At 55.3% G+C, this 23691-nt stretch carries 25 protein-coding genes; 11 read left to right on the top strand and 14 right to left on the bottom strand.

Annotated features, from left to right (window positions below):
- Window positions 1-16: 16 nt before the first annotated feature.
- Complete coding sequence (locus BSK21_RS13075) at window positions 17-1210, top strand: lytic murein transglycosylase (protein ID WP_231924732.1); 1194 nt, start codon at window positions 17-19, stop codon at window positions 1208-1210.
- Here the strand turns inward: BSK21_RS13075 and BSK21_RS13070 are convergent.
- From BSK21_RS13070 to mbfA, 5 genes are all read right to left on the bottom strand, one after another.
- On the bottom strand, window positions 1207-1689 hold the full coding sequence (locus tag BSK21_RS13070) for an RNA pyrophosphohydrolase (RefSeq protein WP_067547332.1): 483 nt from the start codon (window positions 1687-1689) through the stop codon (window positions 1207-1209). The genes BSK21_RS13075 and BSK21_RS13070 overlap by 4 nt on opposite strands.
- A gap of 118 nt (window positions 1690-1807) precedes the next feature.
- Entirely contained in the window at window positions 1808-3139 is a 1332-nt protein-coding gene (locus BSK21_RS13065; protein ID WP_067547329.1) for a S41 family peptidase, read from the bottom strand.
- Window positions 3140-3147: 8 nt separating this feature from the next.
- Window positions 3148-4269: a murein hydrolase activator EnvC gene (locus BSK21_RS13060; protein WP_067547326.1), complete on the bottom strand. Its 1122-nt coding sequence runs from the start codon at window positions 4267-4269 to the stop codon at window positions 3148-3150.
- Entirely contained in the window at window positions 4266-5789 is a 1524-nt protein-coding gene (gpmI, locus tag BSK21_RS13055) for a 2,3-bisphosphoglycerate-independent phosphoglycerate mutase (RefSeq protein ID WP_067547323.1), read from the bottom strand. Before gpmI ends, BSK21_RS13060 begins: the two co-directional genes overlap by 4 nt.
- Window positions 5790-5879: 90 nt before the next feature.
- Entirely contained in the window at window positions 5880-6857 is a 978-nt protein-coding gene (gene mbfA / locus BSK21_RS13050; protein ID WP_067547560.1) for an iron exporter MbfA, read from the bottom strand.
- A 160-nt stretch (window positions 6858-7017) separates the two neighbouring features.
- Between mbfA and BSK21_RS13045 the strand changes: the two genes are divergently transcribed.
- A complete protein-coding gene (locus BSK21_RS13045) occupies window positions 7018-7197 on the top strand; it encodes a hypothetical protein (protein ID WP_067547321.1) in 180 nt (59 codons plus the stop codon).
- Window positions 7198-7261: 64 nt separating this feature from the next.
- Window positions 7262-7879 (top strand): TetR/AcrR family transcriptional regulator, encoded by a 618-nt coding sequence (locus BSK21_RS13040; RefSeq protein ID WP_067547317.1) that lies wholly within the window; start codon window positions 7262-7264, stop codon window positions 7877-7879.
- A 51-nt stretch (window positions 7880-7930) separates the two neighbouring features.
- Here BSK21_RS13040 and BSK21_RS13035 read toward each other — a convergent pair whose 3' ends face one another.
- Entirely contained in the window at window positions 7931-9043 is a 1113-nt protein-coding gene (locus tag BSK21_RS13035) for an S-(hydroxymethyl)glutathione dehydrogenase/class III alcohol dehydrogenase (RefSeq protein WP_067547314.1), read from the bottom strand.
- Window positions 9044-9204: 161 nt separating this feature from the next.
- Between BSK21_RS13035 and BSK21_RS13030 the strand changes: the two genes are divergently transcribed.
- Window positions 9205-9459, top strand: a complete 255-nt coding sequence (locus tag BSK21_RS13030) for an I78 family peptidase inhibitor (RefSeq protein ID WP_198039373.1) — start codon at window positions 9205-9207, stop codon at window positions 9457-9459.
- Window positions 9460-9700: 241 nt separating this feature from the next.
- Window positions 9701-10039 (top strand): DUF2794 domain-containing protein, encoded by a 339-nt coding sequence (locus tag BSK21_RS13025; protein ID WP_067547311.1) that lies wholly within the window; start codon window positions 9701-9703, stop codon window positions 10037-10039.
- Here BSK21_RS13025 and BSK21_RS13020 read toward each other — a convergent pair whose 3' ends face one another.
- From BSK21_RS13020 to BSK21_RS16065, 3 genes are all read right to left on the bottom strand, one after another.
- On the bottom strand, window positions 10040-10843 hold the full coding sequence (locus BSK21_RS13020) for a C40 family peptidase (protein ID WP_067547308.1): 804 nt from the start codon (window positions 10841-10843) through the stop codon (window positions 10040-10042). It abuts the gene before it with no gap.
- Between the two features lies 1 nt (window position 10844).
- Window positions 10845-12173: a leucyl aminopeptidase family protein gene (locus BSK21_RS13015; protein WP_231924738.1), complete on the bottom strand. Its 1329-nt coding sequence runs from the start codon at window positions 12171-12173 to the stop codon at window positions 10845-10847.
- Window positions 12174-12264: 91 nt separating this feature from the next.
- Entirely contained in the window at window positions 12265-12546 is a 282-nt protein-coding gene (locus BSK21_RS16065; RefSeq protein WP_198039372.1) for a hypothetical protein, read from the bottom strand.
- A 259-nt stretch (window positions 12547-12805) separates the two neighbouring features.
- On the opposite strand from BSK21_RS16065, the gene BSK21_RS13005 reads away from it, so the two are divergent.
- Window positions 12806-13453 (top strand): carbonic anhydrase, encoded by a 648-nt coding sequence (locus BSK21_RS13005; protein WP_067547299.1) that lies wholly within the window; start codon window positions 12806-12808, stop codon window positions 13451-13453.
- Between the two features lie 576 nt (window positions 13454-14029).
- On the opposite strand, the gene BSK21_RS13000 is transcribed toward BSK21_RS13005, so the two are convergent.
- The 4 genes from BSK21_RS13000 to hemN form a co-directional block, all read right to left on the bottom strand.
- The gene (locus BSK21_RS13000; RefSeq protein WP_067547296.1) at window positions 14030-15052 is read right to left on the bottom strand and encodes an aspartate-semialdehyde dehydrogenase; all 1023 of its coding nucleotides are present in this window, start codon (window positions 15050-15052) and stop codon (window positions 14030-14032) included.
- 75 nt (window positions 15053-15127) lie between these two features.
- The gene (locus BSK21_RS12995; RefSeq protein ID WP_067547293.1) at window positions 15128-16306 is read right to left on the bottom strand and encodes an MFS transporter; all 1179 of its coding nucleotides are present in this window, start codon (window positions 16304-16306) and stop codon (window positions 15128-15130) included.
- A 2-nt stretch (window positions 16307-16308) separates the two neighbouring features.
- A complete protein-coding gene (locus tag BSK21_RS12990; protein WP_067547290.1) occupies window positions 16309-16857 on the bottom strand; it encodes a GNAT family N-acetyltransferase in 549 nt (182 codons plus the stop codon).
- Between the two features lie 55 nt (window positions 16858-16912).
- On the bottom strand, window positions 16913-18268 hold the full coding sequence (gene hemN, locus BSK21_RS12985) for an oxygen-independent coproporphyrinogen III oxidase (protein WP_067547287.1): 1356 nt from the start codon (window positions 18266-18268) through the stop codon (window positions 16913-16915).
- 69 nt (window positions 18269-18337) lie between these two features.
- On the opposite strand from hemN, the gene fnrL reads away from it, so the two are divergent.
- Window positions 18338-19075: a transcriptional regulator FnrL gene (gene fnrL, locus BSK21_RS12980; protein WP_067547284.1), complete on the top strand. Its 738-nt coding sequence runs from the start codon at window positions 18338-18340 to the stop codon at window positions 19073-19075.
- A 31-nt stretch (window positions 19076-19106) separates the two neighbouring features.
- On the opposite strand, the gene BSK21_RS12975 is transcribed toward fnrL, so the two are convergent.
- Window positions 19107-19949 (bottom strand): universal stress protein, encoded by an 843-nt coding sequence (locus BSK21_RS12975; protein ID WP_074039040.1) that lies wholly within the window; start codon window positions 19947-19949, stop codon window positions 19107-19109.
- Window positions 19950-20129: 180 nt separating this feature from the next.
- Between BSK21_RS12975 and ccoN the strand changes: the two genes are divergently transcribed.
- From ccoN to ccoP, 4 genes are read left to right on the top strand one after another with little or no spacing between them, the layout of a single operon-like run.
- Window positions 20130-21725 carry a cytochrome-c oxidase, cbb3-type subunit I gene (gene ccoN, locus BSK21_RS12970; RefSeq protein ID WP_067547281.1) on the top strand — a complete coding sequence of 532 codons (1596 nt, stop codon included), beginning with the start codon at window positions 20130-20132 and terminating at the stop codon, window positions 21723-21725.
- Between the two features lie 12 nt (window positions 21726-21737).
- The gene (ccoO, locus tag BSK21_RS12965) at window positions 21738-22463 is read left to right on the top strand and encodes a cytochrome-c oxidase, cbb3-type subunit II (protein ID WP_067547278.1); all 726 of its coding nucleotides are present in this window, start codon (window positions 21738-21740) and stop codon (window positions 22461-22463) included.
- Between the two features lie 12 nt (window positions 22464-22475).
- Window positions 22476-22670 (top strand): CcoQ/FixQ family Cbb3-type cytochrome c oxidase assembly chaperone, encoded by a 195-nt coding sequence (locus BSK21_RS12960; RefSeq protein WP_067547275.1) that lies wholly within the window; start codon window positions 22476-22478, stop codon window positions 22668-22670.
- Window positions 22667-23599, top strand: a complete 933-nt coding sequence (gene ccoP, locus BSK21_RS12955) for a cytochrome-c oxidase, cbb3-type subunit III (protein ID WP_067547272.1) — start codon at window positions 22667-22669, stop codon at window positions 23597-23599. The genes BSK21_RS12960 and ccoP overlap by 4 nt, the downstream gene beginning before the upstream one ends.
- Window positions 23600-23691 lie beyond the last annotated feature (92 nt).

Below are 23691 nucleotides of genomic sequence, written 5' to 3'. Positions count from 1 at the left end.
GGCTAGGTTTCAAGGTGTGAGCAGTCTTATGGTTTTGTCTCGTCGCGCAATGGTCTTGGGTGCTTTGTCTGTGCCAAGTTTGGCCTATGCGCAAAGCGGTTTTGACAGCTGGGTGGCTAGTTTTAAATCTCGAGCGCATTCGCGGGGCATATCGCAGCGCATTATCGACGCGGCTTTTGCCAATGTTCGCTATAACGCCGAAGTGGTCGAGCGGGATCGCAACCAAGCGGAGTTTCGGCGCGAGATTTGGGACTATCTCGACCTTGTCGTGTCCGAAAGCCGCGTCACCAATGGTCGGAGGGCGTTCCGCGACAATCGCCGCTTGTTGGCCGAGATTGAAGACCGTTTTGGGGTTCCTGCTGCGATCGTTTGTGCAGTCTGGGGGATGGAAAGTGCCTACGGCGCGCGACGTGGCGACATTCCAGTGATCGAAGCGCTGGCCACGCTTGCCTACGATGGACGGCGCGGTCGCTTCTTTGAGCAGCAATTGATGGCGGCGCTTCGCATCCTTGAGGCTGGACATGTCCGTTCCCGAAACTTCGTCGGGAGTTGGGCAGGCGCGATGGGGCATACACAATTCATCCCCACAAGTTTCGAGGCCTATGCCGTCGATTTTCGCGGTGATGGACGGCGTGATATTTGGTCCGATGATCCGACTGACGCTCTAGCATCGACGGCCGCTTATTTGGCTCGCTTCAACTGGCGCCGGGGAATGCCGTGGGGCGTCGAGGTACGGTTGCCATCTGATTTCAATTTTGCGCAGGCTGGGCGGGACACCACTCTGATGCCGTCAGAATGGGCACGTCAGGGCGTTGTCGGTGTAGATGGGCGTGCGGTTCCTGACTACGGATCGGCAGGGATACTTTTGCCAGCAGGTGCACGCGGCGTCGCGCTGATGACATTCGCGAACTTCCGAACGATTGAGCGATACAACGCATCCGAAGCCTATGTGATCGGCGTCGGGCATTTGGCCGATCGTACTGCAGGAGGTGGTCCGTTTGTTGCGTCGTGGCCCCGTGGTGATCGTGGTTTGAGTTCTGCTGAGGCTGCAGAATTGCAGCGGCGATTAAATGCTGCGGGCTATAATGCTGGCGCTGTAGATGGCAGGCCCGGACCGCAGACACGGGCTGCTCTTAGAGCATGGCAGAGCAGCGTGGGCTTACCTGCGGATGGGCGCCCAACGCTGCATATGCTTGAGCGGCTTCGTTAGATTTTGGGGCTGAGTTCGGCGAGCACCTGTTCATAAACGGCGCGTTTAAAGGGAACGATAGAGGTGACAACGTCAGCGGGTTCAATCCATTTCCATTGGGTGAATTCAGGATGCTCGGTTGCGATGTTGATTTGATCATCTGACCCGTTAAAGCGCAGCAGGAACCATTTCTGTTCTTGCCCTTTGTAGCGGCCCTTCCAAATGTTCGGGACCACATCATGCGGCAAATCGTAGGCAACCCAGCCTTCGGTTTCGGCTTCGACCGCCACGAGGTCAGCCGTCACACCCGTCTCTTCCCACAGTTCGCGCAGGGCAGCGTCACGTGGGTCTTCGCCTTTGTCTATGCCGCCTTGTGGCATTTGCCACGCATCTTGATCGCGGTCGTTGCGTTGACCGACAAAAATCCGCCCCTCATGATTGACCAGCATAACGCCCACGCAAGGACGGTAGGGGAGTGCAGCAATCTGTTCAGGGGTCATTGGAGGAGCCTTTCAACGGTTTAGCAAAGTCTATCGCGCGACCAACATAAGGCCAAGTAGACAAACGAAAAAGGGCAGCACGATTAGGTGCTGCCCTTGTGTTGAGAACATCGCGGAATTATTCGCGATTGCCCAGAGCGCTCAATCCACGAAGGATGTCGATTGCGTAGGCCAATTGGTAATCCTCTTCGCGAAGGGCCGCCGTTGCTTCGGCGCGGGCTGCGTCTTCTTCGATTTGGCGGATTTCGTCTTCGGTCAGGCTATCGTTGTTCAGCGCACCGCGCAGGTCTGCTTCGGACCGCATGTTCGGTGTATCCTCGGATACCTCGTCTGCAGGGCGCGGGCGTGGTTGTTGAACAATGATGTCTGGCTGAATGCCGAGCGACTGGATCGAACGGCCCGACGGTGTGTAGTAACGCGCAGTTGTTAAACGCATCGCGCCGTCATCACGCAGCGGCATGACGGTTTGTACCGAGCCCTTGCCAAAGGATTTGGTGCCAACCACGATCGCACGGCGGTGATCTTGGAGCGCGCCTGATACGATTTCCGATGCCGACGCGGACCCGCCATTGATCAGAACAACGATCGGCATGCCATCGGTGATGTCACCTGGCGTCGCATTGTAGCGGTCGCCATCAGCCGCGTTACGGCCGCGGGTCGATACGATTTCGCCAGCATCAAGGAACGCATCAGACACATAGATTGCCTGATCCAATAGACCACCAGGGTTGTTGCGCAGATCAAGGATAACGCCGCTGACGTTTTCTTTGCCGCCAGCTTCTTCGATTTGAGCCTCAAAGCCAGAGATTAAGTCGTCGTAGGTCTGACCGCTGAATGTCGCGATGCGGAGGACGACAGCGTCGCCTTCGGTCCGTGCGCGAACAGCCGTAAGTTTGATCGTGTCGCGTATGATCGAGACCTCGAAGGGTTCTGTTTCGCCTTCACGCACGACGGTTAGGATAATCTCAGACCCGACAGGACCACGCATCAGATCAACCGCTTGGTCCAGTGTGAGGCCCAGAAGGCTTTCACCGTCCACCTGTGTGATAAAGTCACCCGAAAGAATGCCCGCAGCATCCGCTGGCGTACCATCCATCGGTGAGACGACTTTGATCCAACCTTCTTCTTGGGTCACTTCGATCCCCAAGCCGCCAAATTCACCAGAAGTTTGAATGCGCATGTCTGCGGCAGCATCCGGAGAGAGGTAGCTGGAGTGCGGATCGAGGGATGTAAGCATGCCGTTGATGGCCGCTTCAATCAGCGCGGTCTCATCGACTTCTTCGACGTATTGAGCGCGAATGCGTTCGAAAATATCGCCGAACAGATCGAGCTGTTCATAAACCGTTGAATTGCGGTCGGCCTCTTGAGCGATCAAGGGTCCAGCGATCTGCGTTGTAGCCAGAAGACCAAGAATGGTGCCCGACGCTGCCGCAATGGCGAATTTCTTCATAGTATACCTCACTCCATCGCGAACCAGATCGCGGGGTCTACCGGAGATTGCCCTTCTCGTACCTCAAGATAAAGGGTTTCCGTGGCCCGAATACCTGATCCGTTCTCTAAATCGGTCAAAATCTCGTCAACTAGGGGTGAATCTCCACCCATCATGCCGACGGGCGATCCAGCAGGCAGAACTTCACCCACTTGGCCAAAGGTTTCAGCGAGGCCCGCGTAAACGAAAAGGATGTCTGCGGCGGGCTCAGTTATCACCACATTTCCGTAGTCGAGCAGCGGTCCTTTGAACCGTAGCGTGGCTGCGACAGGTGTTGTGACGAGCACGCGTGGCTGGGTCGCCAAAAGGATCCCTGGACGGCTTATCCCTGCGAGGTCTTCTTCGTTGAAGCCACGGAGGATACGTCCTTGGACAGGAAAGGGAATATCGCCTCGCAGCGACAGTGCGTCGGGCGATGGAATGTCCATTTCTTCACCTATGGTGTCATTCAACCCGCTCGCAAAAGCATCAAGCGTTTCGGCAGAAGAAATGAGGAGCGCGGTTTGAATAGCGTCTTCGGTGAACCGCTGCGGTAGGTCGGTGCGGTCCGATATTGCTGCGCTCAAAGAGGCGCGAGCGGTCTGTGCGCCATCCAGCCCTTGGCGCAGCTTGTCAGCAGCGTTGTCTTGCAGATCGCGCAATAGTGCGACCTCTTCGAGTTGAGAGCGCAGTTTGGTGACGTCCTGCTGCAGGGCAGGGGTCACATCCGCGAGGATCATGCCCGACCGCGCTGTTCCCGTTGGCCCGCTTGGGTGCAACAACAGCACGGGCGCAGGTGCACGGCCCATCGAAAGCAAAACGCCAAGCAATTGCGCGACTTCGTCCGATTTTGCGTCCAGTTCGGTTTCAAGAGCTTCTTGACGAATGGCGGCTTGGCGTAGCCCTGCGCGAAGAGCAACGAGGCCGTCCTCGTAGGCTTTGACCGTTTCGGTCAGCGCGGACACCCTGTCACGTGCTGTGTCGGCCTCTTGGAGCATAACGCTCGCGCCCTCAATTCGTGCCGCGGCTGCAAGGGCTGCTTGGCCCGGATCTACCTCTGCAAAGGCAGTTCCAGTCCATAGCGATAAGACGAGAGCGGTCGTGCGGATCATCGGATGAGCAGGCTCTGTCCAGTCATTTCGTCGGGCTGGGGAAACTCCATCAAGTCCAGCAGGGTTGGCGCTAGGTCAGCTAGACGTCCATTGCGCAGTGTCGCGCCATTGGGCCCGCCAAAGACAGCCACTGGAACTGGGTTAAGGGTGTGCGCCGTATGTGCACCGCCCGTTTCTGGGTCGATCATCATTTCGCAGTTGCCATGGTCTGCGGTGATGACCATTGCGCCGCCAGCTTTTTCCAAGGCTTCAACAACCTTAGCCAAACCTTGATCGACGGCTTCGCAGGCTTTCATCGCGGCTTGCAGGTCACCAGTGTGTCCGACCATGTCAGGGTTCGCGTAGTTGGTGACGATCAGGTCGTAGCCTTGTTCGATCGCTTCCACGAATTTCGCTGTCACTTCGGGCGCCGACATCTCTGGTTGAAGATCATAGGTCGCAACTTTGGGTGACAACGGCATAAAGCGGTCTTCGCCGATTTCGGGCGTTTCTTTTCCTCCGTTCAGGAAGAATGTGACATGCGGATATTTTTCGGTTTCTGCCAGTCGGAATTGGGTCAGACCTTGCTTTGCAACCCATTCGCCCAAGGTGTTCACGATTTTGCGTTTAGGAAACACGGTTTCGAACCAGGCGTTGTGATCGACTGAATATTCGACCATGCCCAGTCGTGCTGCAAATGGCGGTACCGCGCCGCGATCAAATCCAGAAAAGTCTGGCTGTGCCATAGCGGCGAGGATTTCGCGGGCGCGGTCGGCGCGGAAATTCAAACAGAACAACCCGTCGCCAGCCTGAACACCTGTGTATCCTTCGATGACCGTTGCTTGGATGAATTCATCGGTTTCGCCACGGGCAAATGCGTCTGCAACTGCGGTTTTTGCATCGGCAACGGTGAATGCGCCTTTGGCGTCGATCATCGCGTGGTATGCGGTCGATACACGTTCCCAGCGGTTATCGCGGTCCATGGCAAAGTAGCGACCAGTAACCGACGCAACGGTGCAGCCTTTGGGTAGTCGCTCCAAGAGATCTGCCATGAATACGTCTGCCGATTTCGGTGCGACATCGCGGCCGTCAGTGATTGCATGGAGAACGACCGAAAGGCCTGCGTCGGTCAAAACCTTTGCGGCAGCGATGATGTGTTCGATGTGACCGTGAACGCCGCCGTCCGAAACGACTCCCATCAAATGAGCCCGCCCGCCTGTTTCTTTCAACTTGGTAATGAAAGTCAGGATGCCTTCGGTTTTGCCAAAGGAACCGTCTTCCATCGACAGGTCGATCTGACCTAAGTCCATAGCAACAACGCGCCCAGCGCCGATGTTTGTGTGGCCGACTTCGGAGTTACCCATTTGCCCGCTGGGGAGGCCGACATCAGGACCATGAGTGATGAGCTCTGCCGTCGGGCAGGTTTTCATGATGCGGTCAAAGGTGGGTGTTTCTGCTAGTGCAGGTGCGTTAGCAGTCGCGTCAGGGCCATTGCCCCAGCCATCCAGAATACACAGAACAACGGGTTTGGGTCGGGTCATGATATGCTCCTCTGGGTTCGGCTTCGTCTTAACGTCCCCTAAAGCCAAGGAACAGCCCTCGCCGCTATGATCGACAAAATTCGGCGTGATCTATCCCGCGCCGATCAAAGCTCCTGCTGCAAACACGAGCGCACCACCGAGAACCACTTGGAATGCAGCTCGCAAGAACGGCGTGTCCATGTAGCGGTTCTGAATCCAAACGATGGCCCACAGTTCAACAAAGACCACGGCGAAGGCGATCATCGTTGCGGTCCAGAAATGTGGGATCAAATACGGGAGCGCGTGCCCCAGACCGCCCAATGTGGTCATAACGCCAGCGGCAATCCCGCGTTTCACCGGAGAACCTCGGCCCGAGATTTGACCGTCATCCGATGCGGCCTCGGTAAAGCCCATCGAGATGCCGGCCCCGATTGATGCCGCGAGGCCGACGAGGAATGTCGTGTGCGTGTTCTGTGTCGCAAAAGCAGTCGCAAAAATCGGGGCGAGGGTCGAAACAGAGCCGTCCATAAGACCCGCTAGGCCAGGCTGGACCCAAGTAAGAACGAACTGGCGGTGGGCTTCGTCGGCTTCTTCGTCGCGCGTTGTTTCCGTCAGGTGAGTTTGTTCGAGCGTGACCGCCGACTCTGCGTGATTTGCCTCTGCCGCGGCGAGATCTCCCAGCAATTTGCGTGTGCCTACATCCGAGGTGCGCTTGGCTGCCGCGAGGTAAAAACGTTCGGCTTGCTTCTCCATTGCGGCCGCTTCTGACCGCATGGTTTCGACGCCGAGGTTTTCGACCAACCAAATCGGGCGACGAGCGTAATATCCTGACACATGTTCGCGACGGATGAGCGGGATCACACCGCCAAACCGACGTTCATGTTCGTCGATCAACCGACGACGGTGGTCATCTTCTTCTGCAGCCATGCCATCAAAGATCGCGGCAGAGGAAGGAAAGTCGGTCCGCAGCCGTTCGGCATACATGCGATAAATCTGCGCATCATCCTCCTCCGAGGAGATGGCGAGGGCCAGAATTTCTTGCTCTGTGAGGTCGGAAAAGCGGCGTCGGCTTGAAAAACCGGGGATCATTGAGCGCTCCATTTTCTGATTAAGGTTACCCTAGTCCTTTCTGAGGCCGGTGCAACGGAGACCAGTTGCCGCATGAACTAAACTGATCGGTTTATTTTTGTATTTACAAAACCAAACAGTTTAGTTTAGAAATCGACTCATCCTACTGATGAGGCCTGATATGAAACTCCTTCCTGCCCTTGCCGCTGCTACATTGATGCTCGTCTCTTCGCCTGTTTTGGCGATGGGTGGACCGATGCAATTCCCGAACCTGACGTGGCCGCAAAACCCTGCGCCAGAAACGACGCAAGGTTGTTTTGATGCCACTTCGTTGCAAGCTGGCGTTTGCGCTCAAGAATAAGGCGATGCCTTGTTTGATCTGAACCGAGCGGTTTATAATATAACTCGGTTCAGACGGAGGCATCATGCCCGACGACAGTCAGGAAATTAAACGAGGACGTAAGTTCGAGCAGGTCCTTGAAGGTGCCCGCGAGATATTCCTCAAAGACGGCTTTGACGGCGCAAGCGTGGATGACATCGCGAAAGCCGCAGGCGTGTCCAAGGCAACGCTATACAGCTATTTTCCTGACAAACGCCTACTTTTCATGGAAGTTGCGCGGAACGAATGCGCGGTTCAGGCTGATACCGCGACAGCCAAAGTGAACGTTTCTCTACCTGCACGCGACGTTTTGCGCTTTGCTGGGTATGAGATGATTAACATCATGTCTCAAACGTTCAACACGCGCATGTATCGGATGTGCATGGCTGAATCCGAGCGTTTTCCCGAAGTTGGTCGCCAGTTTTACGAATGTGGCCCAGCGCTGGTTCGTTCCCGCATTGTTTATTTTCTAAAGCAGTACGTTGAGCGTGGTGAACTAAAGATCCAAGATTTAGAGCTGGCCGCTGATCAGTTTCAGGCCCTATGCAAAGTTGAACTGATGGATCGGGTGATGTTCCTGCACGACGTGCCTGTCGCTGAGGCTGACAAGGCGCGTGTCGTCGAAGGAGCCGTTGAAATGTTCATGGCTCGCTACGGGGCCTAGATCGCCAATAGAACAAATGAAAAGCCCCGCTAGAAGCGGGGCTTTTGTGTTCTAGAAGATCACAACCGAACGGATCGATTCACCTGCATGCATGAGGTCGAAGCCTTTGTTGATGTCTTCGAGTGGCATCGTGTGGGTGATCATCGGATCGATCTCGATCTTGCCGTCCATGTACCAATCGACAATTTTTGGTACGTCAGTACGGCCACGAGCGCCACCAAATGCCGTTCCGCGCCAGCTGCGACCAGTGACAAGCTGGAACGGACGTGTGCTGATCTCTGCGCCAGCAGGTGCCACGCCGATGATGATCGATTCACCCCAGCCCTTGTGCGCCGATTCCAGTGCTGTGCGCATGACGTTCACGTTGCCCGTTGCGTCAAACGTGTAGTCCGCGCCACCTTTGGTCAGCGCAACGAGGTAGGCCACCAGATCACCGTCAACCTCGGTCGGGTTCACGAAGTCGGTCATGCCAAAGCGGGTCGCCATGGGCACTTTGTCGGGGTTTAGATCAACGCCTACGATCTGGTCCGCGCCTGCAAGACGGAGGCCCTGAATTACGTTGAGGCCGATACCGCCGAGACCAAAGACGATCGCACGGCTGCCGATTTCGACTTTTGCGGTGTTGATAACCGCGCCGATACCCGTCGTGACGCCACAGCCGATGTAGCAAATTTTGTCGAACGGCGCATCGGGACGAACTTTCGCCAAAGCGATTTCAGGCAGAACAGTGTGGTTCGAGAAGGTCGAGCAACCCATGTAGTGCAGGATCGGGGTGCCATCGAGCATCGAGAACCGCGATGTACCGTCCGGCATGAGGCCCTGACCTTGGGTCGAGCGGATCGATTGGCATAGGTTGGTTTTTGGATTGAGGCAGTATTCGCACTCGCGACATTCCGGCGTGTAGAGCGGAATAACATGGTCACCAGGCTTGAGACTGGTCACGCCAGGACCGACTTCGAGAACGACACCAGCGCCCTCGTGGCCGAGAATGGCAGGGAACAGACCCTCTGGGTCCGCACCAGAAAGCGTGAATTCGTCAGTGTGACAAATGCCCGTCGCTTTGACTTCGATCAGGACCTCGCCCGCTTTCGGGCCTTCGAGGTTCACTTCCATGATTTCTAGTGGTTTGCCGGCTTCTACGGCAACTGCTGCACGGGTGCGCATGCGAAACCTCCCTTTTTGCAATTTCCGCAAAGGTGAACGATGCTAAAGTCCTATTCAACGGTATTTTTTCGGTTCGAATGTGGATGTGGATGATTGAAGTGAACTAGATGATGAAAATGACAAAAATGACCCGATTGGTTTTTTCTATTATTGTGTCCTCAATGTTTCTTTCGGCTTGTCAGGACGTTGGCACATCTAAACTACCAGTCCTCCCAGATGTAGCCCAAGATACCTGTGGTGGAGCTCAGTATGGCGGTCTGATCGGACGCGATGCGACGGTGCTTGAGGGTGTATTGATCCTACGGCAGGTTCGCGTGTTGCGTCCAAATTCTATAATGACGATGGATTATCGCGCAGAGCGTCTGAATTTCCAGGTCGGCGAGGACGGCACACTGACCCGCATCTTCTGTGGGTAGGCAGTTCGAAATAACAGGAAATCCCGCATCTTGGGGATGCGGGGTCCTATTCTTCGCAATGTGTCCGACGCGGCGAACTGGGTGGGGGCTAAACATCGCCGCGTCGTAGCACTTTGCATAAGTTGGTTATGCGCAATGATTGCGGCGCGACTTTTGCCGGTCGAGGGCCTTTGCGAGGTAATTTCTGGGCAACATCAAGGCATGCTTGATTTGTAACGAAATTGCAGCAAATCTTAACGTTATGACGATACAAATACCCACGTCTTTTGCCGCGCAACCAGAGCAGGTTGCCTTCCACCGCACGGAGCTTGCGCCGATCCTCGGGTTATATGGTCGGTTCGTAGCAGTCGGTGAATGGCGGGACTATGGGCTGTCGTGCCTACGAGAAGTCGCGATATTTTCTGTCTTCCGGCGCACGGCAGAGCATTCCCTGTATCGTATTGAAAAACGGCCAAAGCTTCGTTTGAAGCAAGGCCAATACGCCGTCATTGGTGCGGAGGGACAAGTACTGAAACGCGGAAACGACCTGAAAGCCGTTTTGTCCGTGCTCGAACGGAAGTTGATCCGAGCGGTTGACTGATTACAACCGTTTATGCGCAGTCACAGGCCCGATCCGCTCTAGGGCATCTTTGATCGGTTCATAGGAAACAGCCATATGATGGGCGTTTGCGTGGATGATCCGTTGAGGGTCCGCGACCAAAGCCACGTGGCCGGGCCAGAAAAATAGGTCGCCTTTTTGTGGAGCGTCATCGACCGACATTCCCATTGCGGCCTGTTGCTGGTCACTATCAGCAGGGCAGGGCAGTCCGCATAGCCGATGAGCCATTTGAACGAGGCCCGAACAATCGATCCCGTCCGCAGAATTACCGCCCCATAGATAGGGCGTGCCGAGAAGTCGCGCTGCTATGGCAATGGTGTCAGTTTCGAATTCGTTGCAGGGTCGCAAATGCGAGGAAGGGATATAGCCGAGGGGTGTATCGGCGAACTCACCGTCAATGCTTTCAACAGGGACCTCGGCGCCCAATGATAGACGGTGGAGATCCGCCGATTTCATATTTGCGTCACGATAGGCGTGGGTCGATCTCGTCACAATGCGATGTGTCGGTCGCCATGTTTGGTTTAACGCAGAGCTAAGGACGTAGCCGACGTAGCCGTCGAGTGCGGACTGAACGAACGACCAGCCGTGCAAATCTTCATAAACTGTGACCTTTGCACCAGCCAAAAGCTGTCGATCCCGCTTGCCCCCCGGAATGTCCAAAAGGTCAACAACGGGGCGCTGGACATAAGACGTTTCACCATCGACGAACGCTGGCGCTTGAACGGTGCCGAGCAAATGGGACGCTGCCACGCGCTCATTCACGGCAGTCGTGCGGCGGTCTGACATGTCAGAGATCCAGAATGTCGTTCAATGCGTGTAGCAACGCCCGCGCGCCTTGGCCTGCACCACCTTTGGGCCGTCCTGGCGCTGCGGTTGGTTGCCATCCATAGATGTCGAAGTGCATGTACGCGGAGCTTGCAAACCGACGTAGGAACAATGCCGCTGTGATCGATCCGGCCATGCCACCCGATGGGGCGTTGTCCAAATCTGCGATCGCTGGTTCGAGCAGCGCTTCATACGGCGCATGAAATGGCATCCGCCAAACGGGGTCAAACATCGCCTTGCCACCACGGGTTAGTGCGTCCGCCGCAGTGTCGTCATCAGTGTAGAATGGCGCGAGGTCAGGGCCAACGGCGACCCGTGCGGCGCCAGTAAGTGTGGCCATCGACACAAGGAAATCGGGTTCGTCTTCCGCCGCATATGCGAGTGCATCGGCCAAAACCAAGCGACCTTCGGCGTCGGTGTTGTTGACCTCAACGCTGAGCCCTTTGCGGCTTTGCAGGACGTCTTGTGGGCGGAATGCGTTGCCGGCGACCGAGTTCTCGACCGCGGGGATCAGGACCCGTAGCTGCAGCGGCATATTTAGCGACATAATCATGTAGGCGAGGCCCAGCACGGTTGCTGCACCGCCCATGTCCTTTTTCATCAATCCCATCGATGCAGAGGGTTTGATGTCGAGCCCACCCGTATCAAAGCAGACACCTTTGCCAACCAGAGTTAGGCGAGGACCCTTAGTGCCCCAATTCATCTCTATCAAACGTGGCGAACGGGGCGAGGCTCGTCCAACGGCATGTATCAGTGGGAAATTCTCGGTCAGGAGGTCGTCCCCGATGACAGACTGGACGCGGGCACCGAATTTATGAGCGAGATCGCGTGTGGCTTGCTCCAGTTCTTCGGGCCCCATGTCGCTCGCTGGGGTGTTGATGAGGTCGCGCGTGAGATATTCCGCATTCACAAAAGCGGCTAGTCTTGTGCCATCTATCGCTTCGTTCGGTGCAAGAAGTGCTGGCATTTCGGATTGAGTCCGGTAGCGGCTAAAGCGATATGCCTCAAGTTCCCATGCTAGTGCGGCTTCAAACAGTTCGTCGCCATCGAGGCCTTCGAGACTGTAGGTGCCTTTGGGCAGTTTGGCCGCAGCAGCACCGACGATAAAACGCTGTCGAGACTTCGCTTTCTCATCCCCAGCTCCAAGAAGCGCTAGGTTGATTTCGCCATGTTCGTTCGGGACGATGACGGCTTGACCTGCGCCTCCATTAAATCCGTGCTGAGTTGCCCAATTGAGAGCGACTGGCGACAGGTTGGCAGAAAAACTTGTCCAACTTTCTGGCGATACCACCCATGTGGGAATTGGGTGCGAGTCTGTTCGCGAAAGGGTCAAGATGCATCTCCTAAAATTTTAGATGACATTATCTGAGTCCGTTGCGGTATCAAGGCTGCTTTGGTCCTATGACCTCTCCAAATATGCTGTGTGCTGCAAATTGGACAGTTCTTTCCAGCCGCGCGATTACGGCGCTGAGCGCGATCACATCTGGCCGACGTGCGCATTCTGCAATGTGACCGGCGATCATAGCGGCGTCCCCAAGTCCGATTTCTGTGAGGCGTTTAGCTAAAACGTTTGCTAGGTCCGGCAAGGCCACATACGCGCCCGCCTTGTGAAATTTCTCAATTGAAACAAGGAGCCGATCTAGATGTTCAAACGTTTCGATCAACTTGGCTTCGGCCTTGTCATCGTCGCAATCCCGCAAAATGCGATCAAGTGTTAGGGTGACAGGGAAACATTGGTGTCGTGGCACAAGGCGTACAACGCGCTGTGACCTCGGCATGGCATCAAGCCTATATGAAAACGGATCTTGCATGGGTCTGGTTTACCCAGAGGCGATTGGCAACTGGTTTACAGCAGAATGAAAAATGTCTCGAAATTCGGGAAAATGCCGCCTATTTGTGAAACCGTTCAGAAAGGGAGAAAAGATGGAATTCGTTCGACCACTGCCGGATTACTTGGTGCGCCGCTACCAAGGTTGGAAAGCGACCTCCTATACCGAAAACCGTGCGTGGTATCGGCGACTGGCTGATGAAGGTCAGCGCCCGCGAGCCATGGTCATCTCGTGCTGTGATAGCCGCGTTCACGTGACGTCGATCTTCGGTGCGGATTCAGGCGAGTTCTTTATCCACCGAAATATCGCAAACCTTGTCCCGCCGTATAATCCCGATGGCGATCACCACGGTACGTCCGCCGCGGTCGAATATGCTGTGACAACGCTGAAAGTCGCACATGTAATCGTTTTGGGTCACTCCCAATGCGGTGGTGTGGCTGGATGCGAAGCGATGTGCATGGGGCATGCGCCTGAACTTGAAGACAAAACTTCTTTCGTGGGCACTTGGCTAAACCTGTTGCGCCCCGGCTTTGAGCGTGTTCGCGAACTGCCAGACGAAAATCGCACAACGGCGCTGGAAAAAGAGGCCGTTCTGGTTAGTTTGGAAAACCTCGCGACCTTCCCGTTTGTGAAGAAGGCTCTCGATGACGATATGCTGACGTTGCACGGTCTTTGGAATAATATCGGTGACGGCACGTTGGATGCCTATGACCCTGCGTCCAAGAAATTCGTAGCTGTTTAACGAAAAAGGCGACCCAAGGGTCGCCTTTTCTACGTCAGGGGTAATTCCCTTAGATAGCTGTAACGCCTCGCAGTACGACAGGACGTGACGCAATTAATTTGCGGTATCTGGCAAGCAATGCCGCACGGCGACGTTGACGAGCTTTCATCACAAGTGACATCGTTTTCGTCCTATATTGTGGATCAGTGATCCGTTGTGAGTGGTGACTGCGGCCCGAGCAGGGTTTTGGCGGGGTGCTTCATATCCGGTAGCGAACGAGGATTGGGACACGCCTGCCACCGGACAGAAGAAGGTTCGTCTTGACTGAGGCGGTCATTTGTTGGGACATGCTCGCCTCAGGGTTAATCTACCTCAGGATGTTTAAGAAATTCATCTGCGCGTAGGGGTGGCTGAATGAGGGACGTGGGTAGGGCCACCCTATTCAATTGTAGGGGGTATTTGCCGGATCGGAGCAGAGAACGTCCGTTCTTATTCTATTTGGGAGATCAGGGTCCTAGCTCTCGCGGTGTTTGATTCGATATCAAACGAAAAAGACCGACCCAGGGGCCGGCCTTTCAAAATATTCTAGCGTGACGCTCAGCCTTTTTTCAGGCAGCGCTGACCGAGGACTTCTGCGATCTGAACGGCGTTCAGGGCAGCGCCTTTGCGAAGGTTGTCCGACACGCACCAGAAGTTGATGCCGTTCTCAACGGTAACGTCCTGACGGATGCGGGAAATGAAGGTTGCGTAATCGCCAACACATTCGATCGGAGTGACGTAGCCGCCAGCTTCACGCTTATCAACAACCATGATGCCCGGAGCTTCGCGTAGGATGTCGGTCGCTTCTTCCCAATCGAGGAATTCTTCGAACTCAACGTTGATCGATTCCGAGTGACCTACAAACACAGGAACGCGCACACAGGTCGCGGTCAGTTTGATGTTTTTGTCGAGGATCTTCTTAGTCTCGGTGACCATTTTCCACTCTTCTTTCGTGTCACCCGAGTCGAGGAACACGTCGATGTGTGGGATCACGTTGAACGCGATTTGCTTCGGGTAAACAGACGGAGCGACCTCTTGACCCGGGACATACATGCCCTTGGTCTGATCCCACAGCTCGTCAATTGCCTCTTTGCCCGTGCCAGAGACCGACTGGTAGGTAGACACAACAACACGTTTGATCTTTGCGCGATCGTGCAGCGGTTTCAGAGCGACAACCATCTGCGCAGTTGAGCAGTTCGGGTTCGCAATGATGTTTTTCTTTGTGTAGCCAACAACATCGTCAGCGTTCACTTCAGGAACGATCAACGGAACGTCCGGATCGTAGCGGTAAAGCGAGGAGTTATCGATGACAACGCAACCCGATGCTGCCGCTTTGGGCGCGTAGGTTTTGGTCGCGTCAGAGCCGATTGCAAACAGAGCAATGTCCCAGCCTGCGAAATCAAACGTGTCGAGGTCTTGGGTCTTAAGGGTCTTGTCGCCAAAGCTCACTTCGGTGCCCAGCGAACGACGGCTGGCCAGAGCGGCGATTTCATCAACCGGAAACTCGCGTTCAGCGAGGATATTGAGCATTTCGCGACCCACGTTGCCCGTGGCGCCAACGACGACGACTTTATAGCCCATTGGCTTCTCCTTGGTTTAACCAGTGGGGCGTATAGCTGCAAAGGGGGCCAAGTGGAAGAGGTCGATAAAGCCGCACTAGGCCTTTGTGTCTTTTGACCAGAGATAAACGATCAAACCTGCTGCTAAAAGGGCGGCGAAAAAGGCGAAAAGCCTGCTGTAGGATTCAGCGGCTGTCGTCGTGCCGCTCCAAAGCGCGGCGGTGAGCGGCTTTGCAGAGGTTTGAATAAGGCCGACTGCTCCGATAGAACACAGGTTCATAAGCGTTACTCCGCGACCAACGAGGTGCGGTGGAAGGAACCCGCGCCCATGTGCCATGATCATCGGGTAAGACGCGCCAAAGAAGCCGATCGCCGACAAAAGGATGGTTGCGCTGAGAAGACCTCGGTCGGGCCATATCGCGAGGGCAACGCAGGCCAACATCCCCATAAAGTTCCCGACCCAAACGATCCATTTCCGTGTGCCAAATACACGGTCCAGTGGACCGTAGGCAAAGCTACCCACGATCATTGCGATGGCCATGAAAAACGTTACGTTTCCGATGACTGTGCTGTCGACGTTGAAAACCGATTGCAGATAGGGGCCGGACCATAGGCCGCGCAACGCCGCGGATGGCACATAGATCACCATCAGGAACAATAAGATCGGCCAGAGTGCTGGTATTTTAAGAACATCCAGAACGCTTCCTTTTTGGCTGTGCGTGACGCGTTCTGGGTTTTCAACCAAGACCATTATGAGAGCCGCGATGGTGAGCGTCAGTGCCGCTAGCCCCAGCACCGTGGGCCGCCAGCCGAATGCCTCAATAGCCCAAGCAAGCGGCGCAGAGCTCATGATATTCCCCAGTGATCCCAGCCCCACCATCATCGCGGCAAGTGAGGCAAATGCTGCGGGCGAATAAGTGCGGGCAAAAATATAATATGAGGCCATGAGGACAGGTGCGCAGCCAATCCCGATGAGGCCCATCGCAACCGTAATATGCCAAGGCTCAGTTGCCATTGAGAACATTGCGGCTCCGCCAGCGCCACCAACTGCAAACACGACGGCGGCAGTCAGTTTTGGTCCAATACGGTCAAGCGCTTCGCCGATCGGGATCTGCATTGCTGCGAATGTCAGAAACCAAACACCAGACGCCGTGGCAAGTTGTTCGACGGTCGCACCAGTTTCAGTGGTTAGTGTCGGTGCGAGTACCGCCATGAACGCACGGAAAAACTGGCTCATTCCGTAGGCCAAAATAAGGACGACGATGCCGAGACGCATTTTTAATTGGTTCCCGACGGCAAGGCCGCGTTCCAGTCAGCCTGTGAGACCGTGTAGCACTTCCACGGTTGCACTGCGCCACCGCCCAAAGACAGGTCAGCATCATAACGCCATTTCGCACCGATTTTCACGCTCGCTTTTTGGGAGCGGATATTTGACGGAGCGATATGCAACCAAACCTCGTCAAAGGTTTCGAAAGCGTATTCTAGCATCAGTCGCTTGAACGCCCGATTGGTCGCGCCACCCCAATACTTGCTGTCGATAAAGGTATAGCCGATGGAAATGCTGTTGGGCACATCGGGGGCGGGATAGTAACGAGAACAACCGATTACCACCCCATCTTCTGTGCGGAGAATGACCGTTTCCTGGCTCGCCAGAAGGCTATCGAAATATGGATCAAAAACCTCGCGCTTGTAGCGGTCGCTGGCGGGGTGCCCTGCCCACGTCACAGGGTCCGACGCAGCATGGTAGAGGGCATCCCGATCGGCTTCAGTCATCGGAGAAATAGAATAACCGTATCCGCTGCGGGTAGGTTGGGGATCAAATGCCATGATGTCCTCAATTTGATCAAATCAAGGACATCATTAGCTGGCAATTTCGAACAGGTCAAAGGGCGCGACTGTGTCGCCCTTCTGGCATTTGATACGCGTCGATCTTTTGAGCGCAGAGGCGCGCAATCAGACGCGCATTTTCGTTCAGGCGGATCACGTTGTTTTTGATAACCATTTGGTCATGGAACTGATCGATCATCGGCTGAACCATCTTTTGAATGGTTGAAAGTGGTAGGCCATGTTCCGCGGCTATGTCAGCGAGATCGAGTTCAAAGCTGCACATCAGCTTTTCAATCATATCGCTTCGCAAGGTGTCATCATTGCTCATGGTATGACCACGCGCCGTTGCCAGCTGTCCACTTTCAATCGCAACAGCGTATTTCGAAGACGTCGAAATGTTCTGCGCGAACCCTTGCGGATACTTCGAAATTGCCGAAGCGCCCAAGCCGATCAAGACCTTTGCAGTATCATCGGTGTAGCCTTGGAAGTTACGATGCATTGTCCCTGCTTTGTCTGCAGTCGCAAGGCTATCTTCGGGGCGAGCGTAATGGTCGATGCCGATCTCTTGGTAGCCGTCCCACATGAACAAATCGCGGGCGATGTCGAACAGGTCGAGACGGGTTTCCGCGTCAGGGAGTGCGTCGGCAGGGATCATTACTTGCCGCTTGGCCATCCACGGAACGTGCGCATAACCATACAGAGCCACTCTGTCTGGTGATAGGGAAAGAACACGCTGCACAGAATCCGCCATCCGTTCACGTGTTTGGTGCGGCAGGCCATATAAGATGTCCATATTCACTGACTTTATCCCCGCATCGCGGAGTATCGTGACAACATCACGCGTTTGATCAAAAGTCTGCTGGCGGCCAATCGCGTCTTGAACGGCCGGATCAAAATCCTGAACGCCAATTGACGCACGTGTCATACCGATTTTAACCAGCGCGTCGATGCGGGCTTGGTCGACCTCCGTCGGATCAATCTCTACCGAGAATTGCAGATCGTCGGCCATTGGGCGGAAGGCGTTCACTGCTTCGCCCAACTCGAGGATCAAGTCAGGGGGGAGCAACGTCGGGGTGCCCCCGCCTAAGTGGATTTGGCTGATCAGCACATCCTTTGGTAGGTGCGCATCGATCAGAGCCAGCTCTTTTTTTAACAATTTCAAATAGGGAACCAATGGACGGTCTGTGCTTGTCCCTTGGGTGCGGCATGCGCAGAACCAGCATAGGCGTCGGCAGTATGGGATGTGTAAATACAATGAAACACGTTCGCCCGATGGAACAGCCTGCAACCATTCCGCGGTCGTTTCGGGAGAGACATTCCCGTTAAAGTGATTGGCAGGTGGGTAGCTCGTATATCGTGGCGCGCGAGCGTCAAAGAGTCCCAATTCCCGCAATCTGCTACGGGTTTCCATTGTGTATCCCTCCAAAAAATGGGTTATAGTGTTTCCTTAATAGCTGCGCGAACCAGGATTGTTTTTGCGATGAGTCAAATCTCGCTCGATATTCAGTGCCAAGAATGTCCAATTCGTCATCGGGCCGTATGTGCCAAATGCGATTCAGACGAACTCGAAGCATTGGAGTTGATCAAATACTATCGGAACTACGAGGCCGGTCAGTCGATCGCGTGGGCCGGTGATGAACTGACGTTTGTGGCGTCGGTGGTGCGTGGCGTGGCAAGTCTGAGCCAGACGCTTGAGGATGGTCGGACCCAGATGGTCGGGCTGTTATTGCCGTCGGATTTCATCGGTCGTCCGGGCCGTGCAAATTCGCCCTATGACGTTATCGCTGTCAGTGATGTGACCCTTTGCTGTTTCCGCCGCAAGCCGTTCGAACAGCTCCTGATGACGACGCCTCACGTTGCGGAACGCCTTCTAGATATGACGCTGGACGAATTGGACGCGGCGCGTGAGTGGATGCTGATCTTGGGTCGCAAGACCGCGCGCGAGAAAATCGCGAGCCTTTTGGCGATCATTGCACGTCGTGAATCTGTGATCGGAATGTCGCCGCTGTCAGGTCAGATTAATATCAATCTGCCGCTCACTCGTGAGGCGATGGCGGACTATTTGGGTCTGACGCTCGAAACCGTGAGCCGTCAGATTTCTGCCCTGAAACGTGAAGGCATTATTCATCTCGACGGGAAGCGGCGCATCCGCGTTGATGACTTCCAAGCATTGTTGCTCGAAACGGGCGATGACATGGATGGCGGGATGATCCCATAAAAAAGGCGGCCACTGGCCGCCTTTGTCATCTTTAATGTGACATCAAAAGTGGGATTTCTGTCCGCTCAAGGAGGTCACGCGTCGCTCCACCTAAAATTGATTCGCGGAAACGGGAATGGCCATAGGCGCCCATCACGATCAAATCGCAGCCATGTTCGGTCGCGAACCGCATCATAACATCGGAAACACGCGGCATTGTGCGGGCAAGGATGGATACCTCAGCCCGAATTCCGTGGCGCGAGAGCATCATGCAGATTGCACCACCCGGATCGGACCGTTCAGGAGAATGGCTCGGCGGATCAATCATGACGATATCGACCTGATCAGCCGCAGCGAGAATCGGAATGGCAACGCGGATTGCGGCAAAACTTTCGCTGCTTTCGTTCCACGCAATCGCTACGCGTTTGAAAGGTTCAACACCTACAGGACCCGTTTCGGGCACCACGAGAACAGGTGCGCCAGTGCCAAAGAGTTCTGCTTCGAGGACGTTGACCTGAAGTGGGCCACGGTTTTTGCCGTACGGCTTCGAGGCGACGATAAGATCAGAGTAGCGGGCAAGACGCGCAACCAATGTGTCCAGACCCATCTGTGGAATGACGACAGCTTGCGTTGAAAGCGCCCCTTTTTCGCCGGGTAGATGCTCAAGAGCCCATTTTTCAAGGGTTTCAGCACGCGCTCGGGCTTCGGCTAGACCGGTTTCGACCATGTGGGCCGATGTTCCGCCCGGCATTGGATCATAACGTGCCGGGTCAATGCCAATACAGTGAACATCAAGATGCGCGTCTAACCGGCTCGCAATTGTGTGAGCTGTCACCAGCGCGTCTAAGTCAGCCGCACTGTCGGTTATAACGACCGAAATGGTCTTGTAAGGCATTTCATACTCCCGTGATGGTCATGCTCTATCGGCACGTTTGGACCTGTATTGGGTAGCAAAAGAAGGCTCACGATAACTTGACATGGATCAAGGCAGTTGAGCTGGATGGGTGGGAAACCCCAACCAGAGCAAAAGTCCTGCGAAACGAATCCACGCAGGCAGAAGAAGGGAACGTTTGATATGTGGGATTGGATTAAAATAGTGGTGTTGGGGGTTGTCGCCCTTGCCGCCGCAGTTGCCGCGAACTTCGCGCGCGACCTGGCTTATCAGGTCCATGCGTTGATCGTGATGGCCGTCGCTGCCGGCCTCTTTATTTGGTCGGTGCGTCGCGCCGGCGAACCTAAATCTGCGCCCGAGACCGGCTATATGGACGGCGTCGTGCGGTATGGGGTCATCGCGACCACCTTCTGGGGCCTTGCTGGCTTCCTGGTGGGGACGTTTATTGCGTTCCAGCTTGCGTTCCCTGCGCTCAACTTTGAATTTTTACAGGGCTTCGGCAACTTCGGTCGCCTGCGTCCGCTGCACACCTCTGCAGTGATTTTCGCATTTGGTGGTAACGCACTGATCGCGACATCGTTCTACATCGTTCAACGCACTTCGGCTGCTCGCCTTTGGGGCGGCAACCTCGCGTGGTTCGTGTTCTGGGGTTACAATCTGTTTATCGTTCTGGCCGCAACTGGCTACCTGATGGGCGCAACCCAGTCGAAAGAATACGCAGAACCAGAATGGTACGTTGACCTCTGGCTAACTATCGTTTGGGTCGCGTACCTGCTGGTGTTCCTCGGAACGATCATCAAACGCAAAGAGCCGCACATCTACGTTGCGAACTGGTTCTTCCTGTCGTTCATCGTCACCATCGCGATGCTTCACATTGTCAACAACCTCGTTGTTCCCGTGTCGATCTTCGGTTCGCGTTCGGTTCAAGTGATGTCTGGCGTTCAAGACGCGATGACCCAGTGGTGGTATGGCCACAACGCTGTGGGCTTTTTCCTGACCGCTGGCTTCCTTGGCATGATGTACTACTTCGTACCAAAACAGGCTGAACGTCCGGTTTACTCCTACAAACTGTCGATCATCCACTTCTGGGCGCTGATCTTCCTGTACATCTGGGCTGGCCCGCACCACCTGCACTACACCGCTCTGCCTGACTGGGCTTCGACCCTTGGTATGGTGTTCTCGATCGTGCTGTGGATGCCGTCGTGGGGTGGTATGATCAACGGTCTGATGACCCTGTCTGGTGCATGGGATAAACTGCGCACTGACCCGATCATCCGTATGATGGTTATCTCCATCGGCTTCTACGGTATGTCGACTTTCGAAGGCCCGATGATGTCGATCCGCGCAGTAAACGCGCTGTCGCACTACACCGACTGGACCATCGGCCACGTTCACTCTGGCGCTCTTGGCTGGAACGGTATGATCACCTTCGGTGCTCTGTACTTCCTGACACCGCGTCTGTGGGGCCGTGCATCGCTCTATAGCCTCCGCATGGTGAGCTGGCACTTCTGGCTCGCAACGATCGGCATCGTTCTCTACGCCGCTTCGATGTGGGTAACTGGCATCATGGAAGGCCTGATGTGGCGTGAAGTTGATGCGAACGGCTTCCTTGTGAACTCCTTCGCTGACACCGTTGCTGCGAAATTCCCGATGTATGTGCTGCGTGGCACGGGTGGTATTCTCTACCTGACTGGCGCACTCATCATGGCCTACAACCTGTGGATGACAGCATTTAGCAAGCGTGTGCCTGCTGCCGCTGCTGTCGCCGCTGCAGAATAAGGAGATCGGGAAATGGGTATCCTTGATAAACACAAGGTTCTGGAAAAGAACGCCACCCTGCTTCTGGTCGGTGCACTCGGTGTAGTTACCATCGGCGGGATCGTAGAAATCGCTCCGCTCTTTTATCTGGAGAACACCATCGAGGACGTAGAGGGCATGCGCCCCTACTCCCCGCTGGAGTTGGCGGGTCGTGAAATCTACGTCCGTGAAGGCTGCTATGTCTGCCACTCGCAGATGATCCGCCCGATGCGCGATGAGGTTGAACGTTACGGCCACTACTCGCTCGCAGCGGAATCGCAGTATGACCACCCGTTCCAGTGGGGCTCCAAGCGTACAGGTCCTGACCTTGCACGTGTTGGCGGTCGTTACTCGAACGAATGGCATGTGGATCACCTCGTGAGCCCGCAGTCGGTTGTGCCTGAATCGGTTATGCCGAAGTACAGCTTCCTGCTGAATCGTGATTTGGAGCCAACCTATATCGCTGACCTAATGTCCACCCACGCGGTTGTTGGTGTTCCTTACACCGAAGAAATGATCGCTAGCGCCACTGCTGACTTTGAAGTTCAAGTCAATCCGGATGGCGATTGGGATGGTCTGGTGGAGCGCTATCCGGGTGCAGTCGTCGCGAACTTCGACGGCCAACCCGAGCTGACCGAGATGGACGCATTGATCGCCTATCTCCAGATGCTTGGCACTTTGGTTGATTTCTCCACCTTTGAACCTGATGCGAGCCGCTAAGGAGAGTGTGAGATGAACTACCACATTTTCCGCGAAATCGCAGACAGCTGGGTGCTATTGGCGATGTTTGTCTTCTTTGTGGGTGCGATTGTTTTCGCTTTCCGTCCGGGTAGCCGGACGGTCCACAACGAAGCGGCAAGCGTGCTGTTTCGGCACGAAGATGCCCCTGCACCTGACACAAACGTTGATCTGGAGGCTCGGACATGAGCACGCGTAATGACAAAAAAGAGGTCGAAACGACCGGCCATTCTTGGGATGGCATCGAAGAGTACAACAACCCGCTTCCGCGTTGGTGGGTCTGGGTGTTCTACGCCTGTATTGCATGGGGCGTATGGTACACCGTAGCATATCCCGCCTGGCCGGGTCTTAAGGAGGCAACCGCCGGTTACCTCGGCTTCTCGACCCGCGCTCGGGTTGCGAACGAGATGGCAGCGGTTGATGCAGCTAACGCTGATATGGTCGCCGCGCTGGAGACTGTTGATCTGGCCGCTCTGAAAGATGACGAAAACCTGCACGGCTTTGCTGTGAACATGGGTTCGGCTGTCTTTAAAGCGAACTGCTCTCAGTGCCACGGTTCGGGTGCGGCTGGTGCCAAAGGCTATCCAGCTCTCATTGATGACGACTGGATCTGGGGTGGCCGTATCGACGAGATCGCATTCACTGTGACCAACGGTATCCGTAACGAACAGTCGTTCTCGGCTCGCGGTTACGGTGGTGTGATGCCGTCCTTCGCAGACGTCTTCTCTGGCGAAGAAATCAGCGCGGTAGTTGCATACGTTCGTGGAATTTCGGGCCAAGAGCATGATGCGGCTTTGGCTGCTGAAGGCGAAACCCTGTTCCTCGACAACTGTGCATCTTGCCACGGTGACGCAGGTATGGGCAGCCTTGCTGCTACTCGCGAATACGAAGATCCGACTGCGCTTTACCCTGATGGTGAAATGACCGGCGCTCTGAACCTGACTGATGCTATTTGGCTCTACGGCGGTGACGAAGCAACGATCACTGAAACACTGGTCAAGGGTCGCGCAGGCGTCATGCCCGCTTGGTCCGAAGAGTTCCGTCCTGGTTCTGGCCTGTCGGCTGCTGAAATCAATGCAGTTGCCGCCTACGTTCACCAGCTTGGTGGCGGTCAGTAAAAGAATTTTCGACGCGGTGTTGCAGCCGCCGCGTCGAAATCCATCGGTCTAGCCCCCTGTTCGCGCATGACGCCTGACCGATGACTTCCCTC

The organism is Marivivens sp. JLT3646 (assembly GCF_001908835.1).
Lineage (GTDB): Bacteria > Pseudomonadota > Alphaproteobacteria > Rhodobacterales > Rhodobacteraceae > Marivivens > Marivivens geojensis.
The sequence above is the reverse complement of the archived record's forward strand: the minus strand, read 5'-3'. Positions and strand labels throughout refer to the sequence as shown.

Bases quoted from the DNA above. Each gene is read 5' to 3' on its own strand.
- BSK21_RS13070 (WP_067547332.1), bottom strand. From the start codon at position 1,689: ATGACCCCTGAACAGATTGCTGCACTCCCCTACCGTCCTTGCGTGGGC.
- BSK21_RS13065 (WP_067547329.1), bottom strand. From the start codon at position 3,139: ATGAAGAAATTCGCCATTGCGGCAGCGTCGGGCACCATTCTTGGTCTT.
- BSK21_RS13060 (WP_067547326.1), bottom strand. From the start codon at position 4,269: ATGATCCGCACGACCGCTCTCGTCTTATCGCTATGGACTGGAACTGCC.
- gpmI (WP_067547323.1), bottom strand. From the start codon at position 5,789: ATGACCCGACCCAAACCCGTTGTTCTGTGTATTCTGGATGGCTGGGGC.
- mbfA (WP_067547560.1), bottom strand. From the start codon at position 6,857: ATGATCCCCGGTTTTTCAAGCCGACGCCGCTTTTCCGACCTCACAGAG.
- BSK21_RS13045 (WP_067547321.1), top strand. From the start codon at position 7,018: ATGAAACTCCTTCCTGCCCTTGCCGCTGCTACATTGATGCTCGTCTCT.
- BSK21_RS13040 (WP_067547317.1), top strand. From the start codon at position 7,262: ATGCCCGACGACAGTCAGGAAATTAAACGAGGACGTAAGTTCGAGCAG.
- BSK21_RS13035 (WP_067547314.1), bottom strand. From the start codon at position 9,043: ATGCGCACCCGTGCAGCAGTTGCCGTAGAAGCCGGCAAACCACTAGAA.
- BSK21_RS13030 (WP_198039373.1), top strand. From the start codon at position 9,205: ATGTTTCTTTCGGCTTGTCAGGACGTTGGCACATCTAAACTACCAGTC.
- BSK21_RS13025 (WP_067547311.1), top strand. From the start codon at position 9,701: ATGACGATACAAATACCCACGTCTTTTGCCGCGCAACCAGAGCAGGTT.
- BSK21_RS13020 (WP_067547308.1), bottom strand. From the start codon at position 10,843: ATGTCAGACCGCCGCACGACTGCCGTGAATGAGCGCGTGGCAGCGTCC.
- BSK21_RS13005 (WP_067547299.1), top strand. From the start codon at position 12,806: ATGGAATTCGTTCGACCACTGCCGGATTACTTGGTGCGCCGCTACCAA.
- BSK21_RS13000 (WP_067547296.1), bottom strand. From the start codon at position 15,052: ATGGGCTATAAAGTCGTCGTCGTTGGCGCCACGGGCAACGTGGGTCGC.
- BSK21_RS12995 (WP_067547293.1), bottom strand. From the start codon at position 16,306: ATGCGTCTCGGCATCGTCGTCCTTATTTTGGCCTACGGAATGAGCCAG.
- BSK21_RS12990 (WP_067547290.1), bottom strand. From the start codon at position 16,857: ATGGCATTTGATCCCCAACCTACCCGCAGCGGATACGGTTATTCTATT.
- hemN (WP_067547287.1), bottom strand. From the start codon at position 18,268: ATGGAAACCCGTAGCAGATTGCGGGAATTGGGACTCTTTGACGCTCGC.
- fnrL (WP_067547284.1), top strand. From the start codon at position 18,338: ATGAGTCAAATCTCGCTCGATATTCAGTGCCAAGAATGTCCAATTCGT.
- BSK21_RS12975 (WP_074039040.1), bottom strand. From the start codon at position 19,949: ATGCCTTACAAGACCATTTCGGTCGTTATAACCGACAGTGCGGCTGAC.
- ccoN (WP_067547281.1), top strand. From the start codon at position 20,130: ATGTGGGATTGGATTAAAATAGTGGTGTTGGGGGTTGTCGCCCTTGCC.
- ccoO (WP_067547278.1), top strand. From the start codon at position 21,738: ATGGGTATCCTTGATAAACACAAGGTTCTGGAAAAGAACGCCACCCTG.
- BSK21_RS12960 (WP_067547275.1), top strand. From the start codon at position 22,476: ATGAACTACCACATTTTCCGCGAAATCGCAGACAGCTGGGTGCTATTG.
- ccoP (WP_067547272.1), top strand. From the start codon at position 22,667: ATGAGCACGCGTAATGACAAAAAAGAGGTCGAAACGACCGGCCATTCT.